We start from the raw sequence: 11,725 nt of genomic DNA on the forward strand, positions 1-11,725 counted from the left end.
GGCGGTCCGGCCCATGAACGGCCAGTGGTACGACGCCGAAGCGGGTCCGCTCGTCCGCCCGTACGCCATGACCGGGGGGCGTACCAAGCCGGGGCCGCACGGGGTCCGCTTCGACCTGATCTCCCTGGTCGCGGTGGATCCGGAGGGCGGCGCGGACGAGACCGCCGACTCGCTGCTCGGCCCCGAACACCGGGCACTGCTGGGGCTCTGCCGGTCCGAGACCCAGTCGGTGGCGGAACTCGCCGCCGACGCCGACCTGCCCGTGGGAGTCGTACGGGTGCTTCTCGGGGACCTGCTGGAGGGCGGGCACGTCAAGGTCAGCCGCCCGGTACCGCCCGCCCGACTGCCCGACGAGCGGATTCTGCGTGAAGTCATCGAGGGATTGAGAGCGCTTTGATGGAACACCACGACAACCGGACCTCCGGACAGCCCGGAGAAGCCCTGGACACGGATCCGGAAACGGTGGAGGAGGACGGCGAACTGGCTGCCCTCGCACTGAAGATCCTCGTCGCGGGCGGCTTCGGGGTGGGCAAGACCACGCTGGTCGGTGCGGTCAGCGAGATCCGGCCGCTGCGCACGGAGGAGCAGCTGAGCGAGGCGGGCGAACTGATCGACGACACGGGGGGCGTGGACCAGAAGACGACCACGACCGTGGCCATGGACTTTGGGCGGATCACCATCCGGTCGGGGCTGTCCCTGTACTTGTTCGGCACCCCGGGGCAGGACCGGTTCTGGTTCCTGTGGGACGAGCTGTCGCAGGGGGCGCTCGGTGCGGTGGTGCTCGCTGACACACGGCGGCTGGAGGACTGCTTCCCGGCGGTCGACTACTTCGAGCACCGGCGCATCCCGTTCGTCGTCGCCGTCAACTGCTTCTCGGAGGCGCGGCGCTACGGCGCGCACGACGTGTCACGCGCGCTGGACCTGGAGCAGGGCACTCCGGTGGTGCTGTGCGACGCACGCGACAAGGACTCGGGCAAGGAAGTGCTGATCAGGCTGGTCGAGTACGCCGGGCGGGTGCACACCGCCCGGCTCCTGGAATCGGTGGGGCCGCAGGCCGGTTCCGTGTGAGCCGGGTGCTCGGAGTGGACCTGGTGGACCGGCCGGGGCGCGGGGGTGGATCAGTCGGCCACCCCGGCGACGGCGATCACCTTGCCGATCGGGACACGGACCAGGAGTTCGCCCGGGACGGCGTTGCGGCGGCCGTACGCCTCGGCCTCCTCCTCGCCCATGTAGCGGGCGGCGATCCGGGTCGCCCAGGAGAGCATCCCGTCCGCGTCCTCGGTGTATCCGCTGATCTCCGCGCGGCCCTGGAGGACCACGTAGGAGAACGGCGGCCGGTCGTCGTCCACGCACAGCGCGACGCGCCCGTCCCTGGCCAGATTGCGTCCCTTGACGGTGTCCTTCCCGGTGTTGAAGACGAAGGAGTCCCCGTCGAGCAGGAACCAGATGGGCGCGACGTGCGGACTTCCGTCCTCGCGGACGGTGCAGAGCTTTCCGGTACGGGTGGAACGGGAGACGAATGCCCGCCATTCCTCTTGAGTCATCTTCTTCGCCATGGGCACATCCTCCTTGCCGGAAAGGCGCTGGTGGGGAAGGCTTGCGGCACGAGTACGCGGGGTGGGGCGCGGCCGAACGGGCCGCGTCGACGGGGAGGGGCTTGGAATGGCACTGGACAAGCAACTGGACTGGCTGCTGGACGACCTGACGCGCAGGGTCCCGCAGGTGCGGCACGCGGTGGTCCTGTCCAACGACGGCCTGGTGACCGGGGCGAGCGCGGGGCTGCCGCGGGAGGACGCGGAGCACCTGGCGGCCGTCGCGGCCGGGCTGCAGAGCCTGGCGAAGGGTTCGGGACGGCACTTCAGGGCCGGTGAGGTCCGCCAGACGATGGTCGAGTACGACGACGGGGCGCTCTTCGTCATGGCGGCCGGCGCCGGCAGCTCCTTGTGTGTGCTCAGCGCGGCCGAGGCGGACATCGGTCAGGTCGCCTACGAGATGACGCTGCTGGTCAACAGGGTGGGCGAGCACCTGGGAGTCGCGGAGCGCCGCATCACCGGAGGATGAGCCGACGGCGGCTCCGGGCGGGCGGGTGGAGTTGTCCACAGGCCTCGCGGGATGTCGTCGCAGCGAGTTACGGTCTTCACACAGAGTAATCATTGCTCGTGGGGAGGATCGTGATGACGTACATGGTGACCGCGCCGCCGCAGGACCAGGCCGTGCGCGAGGGGGACCCGGCAGCCGTACGCGCTGTCCGTGCCGACGGCGCCGCACACCCGCTGGTGGGCACTGCGCAGGCCGCGGGGGAACTGGGGCTGACGCGCGGCGAGTTGGCCAGGGCCGTCCAGCTGGGGATCGTGAGGGCCGGGCCGCCTACGACCGGCGGGGCCGCACGCTTCGCCCGGGCGGAGCTGGCGCGGGTGCGGGCCGCGGCCGACGGCCCGCCGGAGGCGCTGCGCCGCCGGGTCGAGACCGTGGCCGGGGCCCAGGCGGCGGCCGAGGTGCTGGGGGCCGGCCCGAGCCGGTTCACCCGGCTCGCGCGCTGCGGGCACTTCACCCCCGTCGGCTACCGGATCAACCGCTACCGTGCCGTCGTATGGCTCTATCTGACCGCGGAGCTGAGGGAGTTCGCCGAGCGCGAGCCGGACATGCTGCGCGGGAGGGCGCCCGCCGAGGACCGGGACCTGCTGGCGGCCAAGGGGGACCTGCGCCCGCGCGCATGGCGCGGGCGGCATGTGGGACTCCTGCTGAGACGGACGGCCGACCCATGGGCCCGGGCGGCCGTACTGGCCGGTGTGCTCCCCGAGGACGAGCTGCGCGAGGCCGTGCCCGATCCGGCGGAGCGGACCGTCCTGGCCGCGCTGGCCCCGCCCCCGCCGTACGGGCATCCGCAGGTCCCCGCCGCGGCCGCGGTGGCGGAGGGGCTGCTGCGGGCCGGGCCGCCGGACGAGGTCCACTGGTACCGCACCAGCCTGGAGTTCGCGCTGACCGGAGCCCGTGGTCAGGCGAAGTCGACGGGGGAGAGGGGGCCGACGTAGACCCAGGCCCCGGCCTCGCGGGCGAACGCGCTGTGCTCGTGCAGCGAGCCGGTGTGCCGGCCCTCCCGGTAGTGCGCGCGGAACTCCACCGAGCCCTCCGTCTCGAATATCCCGCCGCGCTCCGTCGCGAGGATCTCCAGCCGCTCCCAGCGCTGCCCCGGATCCAGGTCGAGGGCGGCCGGGCGGGTCGAGGAATGCCAGGAGCGCAGCAGGTAGGCGGTGTCACCGACCGCGAAAGCGCTGAAGCGGGAGCGCATCAGCAGCTCGGCGGTGGGTGCCTGCCGGTCACCGGAGTGGAAGCGGCCGCAGCACTCCGGATAGGCGGCGGGCAGCCCGCAGGGGCACGGCAGGGCGGGGGTGGGCATCGGCCTGCTCAGTTCTTCGGTGCGGGATCGGACGGCCGGCCCGGCTGCTCCGGGCGCGGCTGCTGGGCGGGGTACGGGCGGAAGAGGCCCTCCTGGACCACGGAGACCAGCAGTCTGCCCTCCAGGTCGTAGATGCGGCCCCTGGCCAGGCCCCGGCCGCCGTGCGCGATGGGCGACTCCTGGTCGTACAGGAACCACTCGTCGGCCCGGAACGGCCGGTGGAACCACATTGCGTGGTCGAGCGAGGCCATGTCGAAACCGCGCATGCCCCACAGGGGCTCCACGGGGATGCGCACGGCGTCGAGGAGGGTCATGTCACTGGCGTAGGTGAGGGCGCAGGTGTGCACGAGCGGGTCGTCGCCCAGAGGGCCGACCGCCCGCATCCACACCGCGCTGCGCGGATCGGCGCCCTTGAGCTCCTCGGGAGTCCAGCGGAGCCGGTTCACATAGCGGATGTCGAAGGGCTGGCGGCGGGCCATCCGCTCCAGTGCCTCCGGCAGCGCCCCGAGGTGCTCGCGGATCTCGTCCGCGACCTTGGGGAGCGTGTCGGGATGGGGGACGTGGTGAGGAGGCAGCTGGTGCTCGATGCTGCCCTCCTCCGGATGATGGAAGGAGGCGGTGAGATTGAAGATCGTCTTGCCCTGCTGGACCGCGGTCACCCGGCGGGTGGTGAAGGACCGCCCGTCGCGCACCCGCTCCACCTGGTACACGATCGGCACCCCGGGGCTGCCGGGGCGCAGGAAGTACGAGTGCAGCGAGTGGACCGGACGGTCGCTCTCGACGGTGCGGCCCGCGGCCACCAGCGCCTGGCCGGCGACCTGGCCGCCGAAGACGCGCTGGAGGGACTCCTGCGGGCTGGCACCGCGGAAGATGTTGACCTCGATCTGCTCCAGATCGAGCAGATCGACCAGTCTCTCGGCGGGGTTCGTCATCAGAGGATCTCCACTGTCGGGTCCGGGCGGTCCGGCGGCCTGCCGGATCAGGTCACAGGGCGCCGAGCTCGCCGACCGAGGTGACGCGGACGACCGCCCGGCCCTCCTCGTCGGACGCGGCCAGGTCGACCTCGGCGCTGATGCCCCAGCCATGGTCGCCGTTCGGGTCGGCGAAGGTCTGGCGGACGCGCCACAGACCGTGCGCCGGGTCCTCCTCGATCTGCAGGAGCTTCGGGCCGCGGGCGTCGGGGCCGGTGCCCAGGTCGTCGTACTCGTCCCAGTACGCGTCCATGGCCTCGCCCCAGGCGTCGGCGTCCCAGCCCGACTCGGCGTCGAGCTCGCCCAGCATGTCGACGTTGTCGAGGGCGGCCAGCTCCACCCGGCGGAACATGGCGTTGCGGACCAGGACGCGGAAGGCGCGCGCGTTCGCGGTGACCGGCTTGACCTGGTCGGCCTTCTCCTGAGCCTGCTCCGCCGTCTCCACCTCCGGGTTCGCCAGCTGCTCCCACTCGTCGAGCAGGCTGGAGTCGACCTGGCGGACCAGCTCGCCCAGCCAGGCGATCAGGTCCTCCAGGTCCTCGGACTTGAGGTCGTCGGGGATGGTGTGGTCCAGCGCCTTGAACGCGCTCGCCAGGTAGCGCAGCACGATGCCCTCGGTGCGGGCCAGCTCGTAGAAAGAGGTGAACTCGGTGAAGGTCATCGCGCGTTCGTACATGTCGCGGATGATCGACTTCGGGGAGACGGGGTGGTCGCGCACCCAGGGGTGGCTCTTGGCGTAGACGTCGTAGGCGTGGGAGAGGAGCTCTTCCAGCGGCTTGGGGTAGGTGACGTCCTGGAGCCGCTCCATCCGCTCCTCGTACTCGATCCCGTCGGCCTTCATCTGGCCGACCGCGATGCCGCGCTCCTTGTTCTGCTGGGCGGCCAGGATCTGCCGCGGGTCGTCGAGGGTGGACTCCACGACGGACACCATGTCCAGCGCGTAGGAGGGGGACTCCGGGTCCAGCAGGTCGAAGGAGGCCAGTGCGAAGGTGGACAGCGGCTGGTTGAGCGCGAAGTCCTGCTGGAGGTCGACGGTGAGCCGGATGGTGCGGCCCTCCGCGTCCGGGGTGTCGAGCTTCTCCACCACGCCACCGTCCAGCAGCGAGCGGTAGATCGCGATGGCCCGCCGGATGTGCCGCAGCTGGGCCTTGCGCGGCTCGTGGTTGTCCTCCAGGAGGTGGCGCATCGCCTGGAAGGCGTCGCCGGGCCGGGCGATCACCGACAGCAGCATGATGTTGGTGACCTTGAAGCGCGAGGTCAGCGGCTCCGGGTCGGCGGCGATCAGCTTCTCGAAGGTGGTGTCCGACCAGGCGACGAAGCCCTCGGGCGCCTTCTTGCGGACCACCTTGCGGCGCTTCTTCGGGTCGTCGCCCGCCTTCGCGAGCGCCTTCTCGTTCTCGATGACGTGCTCGGGCGCCTGGGCGACCACGAAGCCCGCCGTGTCGAAGCCGGCCCGGCCGGCCCGTCCGGCGATCTGGTGGAACTCACGGGCGCGCAGCGTACGGACCCGGTTCCCGTCGTACTTGGTGAGCGCGGTGAACAGCACCGTGCGGATCGGGACGTTGACGCCGACCCCGAGCGTGTCCGTACCGCAGATGACCTTCAGCAGACCGGCCTGCGCGAGCTTCTCCACCAGACGCCGGTACTTGGGCAGCATGCCGGCGTGGTGCACACCGATGCCGTGCCGCACGTACCGCGAGAGGTTCTGCCCGAACTTGGTGGTGAAGCGGAAGTTGCCGATCAGCTCCTGGATCTTGTCCTTCTCCTCGCGCGTGCACATGTTGATGCTCATGAGCGACTGCGCCCGCTCGACCGCCTGGGCCTGCGTGAAGTGCACGATGTAGACGGGTGCCTGCCGGGTCTCCAGCAGCTCCGTGATCGTGTCGGTGATCGGCGTGGTGACGTACTCGTACGACAGCGGGACGGGACGGGTCGCGGAGCGGACCACCGACGTGGGCCGGCCGGTGCGCCGGGTCAGGTCGTCCTCGAAGCGCTTCACGTCGCCGAGGGTGGCCGACATCAGGACGAACTGCGCCTGCGGCAGCTCCAGCAGCGGGATCTGCCAGGCCCAGCCGCGGTCCGGCTCGGCATAGAAATGGAACTCGTCCATCACGACCTGGCCGATGTCGGCGTGCTTGCCGTCGCGCAGCGCGATGGAGGCCAGCACCTCGGCGGTGCAGCAGATCACCGGGGCGTCCGCGTTCACCGAGGCGTCGCCGGTCAGCATGCCGACGTTCTCGGTGCCGAAGAGCTTGCACAGGTCGAAGAACTTCTCCGACACCAGCGCCTTGATCGGGGCGGTGTAGAAGGTCACCTTGTCCTGGGCCAGGGCGGTGAAGTGCGCACCGGCCGCGACCAGGCTCTTGCCGGAGCCGGTCGGGGTGGACAGGATCACGTTCGCCCCGGAGACGACCTCGATCAGTGCCTCCTCCTGAGCCGGGTACAGGGTGATGCCCTGCTCCTCGGCCCACGAGGAGAAAGCCTCGAAGAGGGCGTCGGGGTCGGCGGTCGGCGGGAGCTGATCAATGAGGGTCACGCCCCCATCTTGCCTGGCTTCCCCCCGGATCAGGGAACCGGAGGACAGGAGGAAGATCACCGACGGTACGCTGTGCCGTCGATGCGGCCCGAACGAACCGGTCAACAGGGCCCGACACACACCAGCGGGGCGGGGAACGACCATGATGGGTCCGGCGCACTCACTGTCCGGGGCGGCGGCCTGGCTGGGGGTGGGAGCGGCCACTGCGGCCGCCGGCTACCCCATGCCCTGGCCGGTCCTCGTCGTCGGCGCGCTGATCTGCGCCGGCGCGGCCCTCGCCCCGGACCTCGACCACAAGTCGGCGACGATCTCCCGCGCCTTCGGTCCCCTGTCCAAGGGCTTGTGCGAGGTCGTCGACAAGATCTCCTACGCCGTCTACAAGGCCACCCGCTCCACGAAGGACGCCCGCCGCTCCGGCGGCCACCGCACCCTGACGCACACCTGGCTCTGGGCCGTGCTGATCGGCGGCGGAGCCTCGGTGCTCGCCGTCACCGCCGACCGCTGGGGCGTGCTCGCGCTGCTCTTCGTGCACCTGGTGCTCGCGGTCGAGGGCCTCCTGTGGCGGGCCGCCCGGATGTCCAGCGACGTCCTGGTCTGGCTGCTCGGCGCGACCAGCGCGTGGATCATGGCCGGGGTCCTCGACCAGCCCGGCAACGGGGCGAACTGGCTGTTCACCGAACCGGGGCAGGAATACCTCTGGCTGGGCCTGCCCATCGTGCTCGGAGCCCTGGTCCACGACATCGGCGACGCGCTGACCGTCTCCGGCTGCCCGGTCCTGTGGCCCCTGCCGATCGCCGGTAAGCGCTGGTACCCGATCGGCCCGCCGAAGGCGATGCGCTTCCGCGCCGGCAGCTGGGTGGAGCTGAAGGTCCTCATGCCGGTCTTCATCCTGCTGAGCGGCTTCGGAGGAGCCTCCGCCCTCGGCTTCATTTAGGGGGTGTCCGGGGGCCCACCGTCATGCGGAAGCCCCGGCCACCGGGTAGGAGCGATGCTCCTACCCGGTGGCCGGGGCCGACAGCCGGTACCGGAGCGGACGGTGCCGCAGGCTCAGCCGTGCCAGGACCGCCACAGCGCCGCGTACGCCCCGTCCGCCGCGACCAGCTCGTCGTGCGAGCCGAGTTCGCTGATCCGGCCGCCCTCGACCACCGCGATCACGTCCGCGTCATGAGCCGTGTGCAGCCGGTGGGCGATGGCGATGACCGTACGGCCGTCCAGCACCCGGGCCAGCGAGCGCTCCAGGTGCCGCGCCGCCCGCGGGTCCAGCAGCGACGTCGCCTCGTCCAGCACCAGGGTGTGCGGATCGGCCAGCACCAGCCGGGCCAGCGCCACCTGCTGGGCCTGCGCCGGGGTGAGCGCCGTACCGCCCGAGCCGACCTCGGTGTCCAGACCGTCCTCCAGGGCCCGGGCCCAGCCGTCCGCGTCGACCGCGCCCAGCGCAGCCCACAGCTCGGCGTCCTCGGCACCCGTCCGCGCCAGACGCAGGTTGTCGCGCAGCGATCCCACGAAGACGTGATGCTCCTGGTTGACCAGGGCCACGTGCTCGCGGACCCGCTCCGCGGGCATCCGCGAAAGCCGGGCCCCGCCGAGGGTGACCGCGCCCGTGCGGGGCTCGTAGATGCCCGCGAGCAGCCGCCCCAGGGTGGACTTGCCCGCGCCCGAGGGCCCGACGAGCGCCATCCGCGTGCCCGGAGGCACCGCCATCGACACCTGGTGCAGGACGTCCACGCCCTCCCGGTAGCCGAAGCGGACGTCCTCGGCCCGCACGTCCCGGCCGTCGGGCGCCACCTTCGCGTCCCCCGCGTCCGGTTCGATCTCCCGAACGCCCACCAGACGGCCCAGCGACACCTGGGCGATCTGCAGCTCGTCGTACCAGCGCAGGATCAGGCCGATCGGATCGACCAGCATCTGCGCCAGCAGCGCGCCCGTGGTCAGCTGACCCACCGACATCCAGCCCTGCATCACGCAGTAGCCGCCGATCAGCAGCACCGAGCCGAGGATCGTCACGAAGGTGACGTTGACGACGGGGAACAGGACGGTCCGCAGGAACAGCGTGTACCGCTCCCACGCCGTCCACTCCTTGATCCGGCGCTCCGACCGCGCGATCCGCTCCGGCCCCAGCCGGTGCGCCTCGACCGTGCGGCCCGCGTCGACCGTCTCGGTGAGCACGGCCGCGACCGCGGCGTAGCCCGCCGCCTCCGAGCGGTACGCCGAAGGCGCCCGCCGGAAGTACCAGCGGCAGCCGATCACCAGCACCGGGAGCGCGACCAGCGCGGCCAGCGCCAGCGGCGGCGCGGTCACCGCGAGGGCGCCGAACAGCAGCCCCGCCCACACCACGCCGATGGCCAGCTGCGGCACGGCCTCCCGCATCGCGTTCGCCAGCCGGTCGATGTCGGTGGTGATCCGCGACAGCAGATCGCCGGTACCGGCCCGCTCCAGCACGCCCGGCGGCAGCCCCACCGACCGCACCAGGAAGTCCTCGCGCAGGTCGGCGAGCATCTCCTCGCCCAGCATCGCCCCGCGCAGCCGTACCAGCCGCACGAAGCAGGTCTGTACGGCGAGCGCCAGCGCGAACAGCACCGCCATCCGCTCCAGATGCAGCTCGCGCGCCCCCGCCGCGAGATCGTCCACGACCCGGCCCAGCAGGTACGGGCCCACCATGGAGGCGATCACCGCTACCGCGTTGACGCCGACCAGCACCAGGAAGGCCCGCCGGTGACGCCGGAACAGGCCGCGCACATAGCCCCGTACGGTCGCCGGCGTGCCCACAGGCAGGGTCGCGGCCGTCTCGGGGGCCGCCGGATCGTACTCCGGCGGCGCCACGCCGATCATGCGGATTCCTCGATCTCTGTGAGTGCTTCTTCCAGCTGTGTCATTCCGAGCCCGGCGAGCCGCTGCTCCTCGTCCGTCTCGCGGGTGACGACCGCCCGGTATCGCGGCTCGCGGTGCAGCAGTTCGCGGTGCGTGCCGACCGCCGCCACCGTGCCGCCGTCGATGAGCACGACCCGGTCGGCGCGGTCCAGCAGCAGCGGCGAGGACGCCAGGACGACCGTCGTCCGCCCGGCCCGCAGGGCCGCGATCCCGCCCGCGATCCGTGCCTCGGTGTGCGAGTCGACCGCGGAGGTCGGCTCGTCGAGCACGAGCACCTCCGGGTCGGTGACCAGCGACCGGGCCAGCGCGAGGCGCTGGCGCTGGCCGCCGGACAGCGACCGGCCGCGCTCGGTGATCCGGGCGTCCATCGGGTCGTCCACCCCGTCCGGCGCGGACTGCAGCAGTGCGTCCAGTACATCCGCGCACTGGGCGGCGGCCAGGGCCGCGGCCGAGTCGACCGACCCGGACGCCGGTACGTCGAACAGCTCGCGCAGCGTTCCCGACAGCAGCACCGGATCCTTGTCCTGTACGAGGACCAGCCTGCGCGCGGTGTCCAGTTCGAGGTCGTCCAGCGCCACCCCGCCGAGGAGCACCGACGGAGCGTCCGTCGCCTCCCGGCCCGCTTCCTCTTCGCCGTCCCGGTCCCCGCCCTGCTCGTCCATGGGGTGGCCGCCGAGGCGTTCCGCCAGTCGGCCCGCCAGGTCCGGGTCCCCGCAGACGACGGCGGTGAACCGGCCGGCGGGCGCCAGCAGTCCGGTCCGCGGGTCGTACAGGTCCCCGCCCGTGGCGGGCTCCACGGCCGGCTCGGCCCGCACGGAACGCTCCGCCGGATCCGTCCGGGTCAACGACAGCACCCGCGCCGCCCGCTGCGCGGAGGGACGCGAGAAGGAGTACGCCATCGCGATCTCCTCGAAGTGGCGCAGCGGGTAGAGCAGGGTGGCCACCGCACTGAAGGCCGCGACGAGTTCGCCCACCGCGATACGCCCCTCCAGAGCCAGCGAAGCGCCGTACCAGACGACCGTGATCAGCAGCAGCCCCGGGAGCACCACCTGGATCGCGGAGATCAGCGCCCACATCCGGGCACTGCGCACAGCCGCCTTGCGGACCTCCTGCGAAGCCTCGCGGTACCGGCCGAGGAACAGCTCCTCCCCGCCGATGCCGCGCAGCACGCGCAGGCCGGCGACGGTGTCCGAGGCCAGCTCGGTCGCCCGGCCCGCCTTCTCCCGCTGGACGTCGGCGCGTCGGGTGGCACGCGGCAGCAGCGGCAGCGCGGCCAGGGCGATCACCGGCACCCCGACGGCCACGACCACGCCGAGCTCGGGGGCGTAGAAGACCAGGCCGACACAGACCAGGACTATGGCGAAGACGGCGGCGAGGAAGCGGGAGACCGCCTCGACGAACCATCCGATCTTCTCCACGTCACCGGTGGACACCGCGACCACCTCGCCCGCGGCGACCCGGCGGGTCAGGGCGGAGCCCAGCTCGGCGGTCTTGCGGGCGAGGAGCTGCTGCACGCGGGCGGCGGCGGTGATCCAGTTGGTGACGGCGGTGCGGTGGAGCATGGCGTCGCCGACCGAGATGGCGACGCCGATCAGGACGAGCAGGCCGCCGACGAGCAGCAGCCGGTTCGGCTCGCGGTCGACGACCGCGTCGACCCCCAGGCCCACGGCGTACGGCAGTCCGGCGACGCCGCCGAAGTGCAGCATGCCCCAGCACAGGCTCTTGAGCTGTCCGCCGAGCTGACCACGCCCCAGCCACAGGAGGAAACGGGGGCCCGAACGAGCGTCTGGTACTCCCGGATCCGGATACGGAAGATCGCTGATCTGCATGACGCCCCATGACTGGTCGAGTGTTCCAAACCGTGCAAGGTTCGCCTTCCGGACCAGGCGAGGGCAATTGATTTTCCGTCCGCCGGGGACCGCGGGGAAAGAGTTTGCGCACGCGGCGGCCCGC

The 11,725-nt window shown here is 71.9% G+C and carries 11 protein-coding genes; 5 read left to right on the forward strand and 6 right to left on the reverse strand.

Features of this window, described 5'->3' with window-relative positions:
- Positions 1-13 precede the first annotated feature (13 nt).
- Both AAT21_RS18810 and AAT21_RS18815 read left to right on the forward strand, forming a co-directional pair.
- The gene (locus AAT21_RS18810) at positions 14-397 is read left to right on the forward strand and encodes a DUF742 domain-containing protein (protein ID WP_046777981.1); all 384 of its coding nucleotides are present in this window, start codon (positions 14-16) and stop codon (positions 395-397) included.
- Positions 397-1,068 carry a GTP-binding protein gene (locus tag AAT21_RS18815; protein ID WP_235438935.1) on the forward strand — a complete coding sequence of 224 codons (672 nt, stop codon included), beginning with the start codon at positions 397-399 and terminating at the stop codon, positions 1,066-1,068. The genes AAT21_RS18810 and AAT21_RS18815 overlap by 1 nt, the downstream gene beginning before the upstream one ends.
- Before the next feature lie 50 nt (positions 1,069-1,118).
- Here the strand turns inward: AAT21_RS18815 and AAT21_RS18820 are convergent, their stop codons facing one another.
- Positions 1,119-1,556, reverse strand: coding sequence for a PPOX class F420-dependent oxidoreductase (locus AAT21_RS18820; protein ID WP_046777982.1), 438 nt, complete (start codon positions 1,554-1,556; stop codon positions 1,119-1,121).
- Positions 1,557-1,662: 106 nt separating this feature from the next.
- On the opposite strand from AAT21_RS18820, the gene AAT21_RS18825 reads away from it, so the two are divergent.
- Both AAT21_RS18825 and AAT21_RS18830 read left to right on the forward strand, forming a co-directional pair.
- On the forward strand, positions 1,663-2,061 hold the full coding sequence (locus tag AAT21_RS18825) for a roadblock/LC7 domain-containing protein (protein WP_030657457.1): 399 nt from the start codon (positions 1,663-1,665) through the stop codon (positions 2,059-2,061).
- A 113-nt stretch (positions 2,062-2,174) separates the two neighbouring features.
- Entirely contained in the window at positions 2,175-3,032 is an 858-nt protein-coding gene (locus AAT21_RS18830) for a DUF6397 family protein (RefSeq protein ID WP_052757868.1), read from the forward strand.
- Here AAT21_RS18830 and AAT21_RS18835 read toward each other — a convergent pair.
- From AAT21_RS18835 to AAT21_RS18845, 3 genes are read right to left on the reverse strand one after another with little or no spacing between them, the layout of a single operon-like run.
- A complete protein-coding gene (locus AAT21_RS18835) occupies positions 2,996-3,397 on the reverse strand; it encodes a YchJ family protein (RefSeq protein WP_046777983.1) in 402 nt (133 codons plus the stop codon). The genes AAT21_RS18830 and AAT21_RS18835 overlap by 37 nt on opposite strands.
- 8 nt (positions 3,398-3,405) lie before the next feature.
- Complete coding sequence (locus AAT21_RS18840; protein WP_046777984.1) at positions 3,406-4,329, reverse strand: acyl-CoA thioesterase; 924 nt, start codon at positions 4,327-4,329, stop codon at positions 3,406-3,408.
- Between the two features lie 52 nt (positions 4,330-4,381).
- Positions 4,382-6,904 (reverse strand): DEAD/DEAH box helicase, encoded by a 2,523-nt coding sequence (locus AAT21_RS18845; protein ID WP_046777985.1) that lies wholly within the window; start codon positions 6,902-6,904, stop codon positions 4,382-4,384.
- Between the two features lie 142 nt (positions 6,905-7,046).
- Here AAT21_RS18845 and AAT21_RS18850 point away from each other — a divergent pair, with 142 nt between their 5' ends.
- On the forward strand, positions 7,047-7,838 hold the full coding sequence (locus AAT21_RS18850) for a metal-dependent hydrolase (protein WP_046777986.1): 792 nt from the start codon (positions 7,047-7,049) through the stop codon (positions 7,836-7,838).
- A gap of 113 nt (positions 7,839-7,951) precedes the next feature.
- On the opposite strand, the gene AAT21_RS18855 is transcribed toward AAT21_RS18850, so the two are convergent.
- Both AAT21_RS18855 and AAT21_RS18860 read right to left on the reverse strand, forming a co-directional pair.
- On the reverse strand, positions 7,952-9,733 hold the full coding sequence (locus AAT21_RS18855; RefSeq protein WP_046777987.1) for an ABC transporter ATP-binding protein: 1,782 nt from the start codon (positions 9,731-9,733) through the stop codon (positions 7,952-7,954).
- Entirely contained in the window at positions 9,730-11,601 is a 1,872-nt protein-coding gene (locus AAT21_RS18860; RefSeq protein WP_046777988.1) for an ABC transporter transmembrane domain-containing protein, read from the reverse strand. Before AAT21_RS18860 ends, AAT21_RS18855 begins: the two co-directional genes overlap by 4 nt.
- Between the last annotated feature and the right edge of the window lie 124 nt (positions 11,602-11,725).

Origin of the sequence: Streptomyces yangpuensis (genome assembly GCF_001005295.1) — a bacterium.
Lineage (GTDB): Bacteria > Actinomycetota > Actinomycetes > Streptomycetales > Streptomycetaceae > Streptomyces > Streptomyces yangpuensis.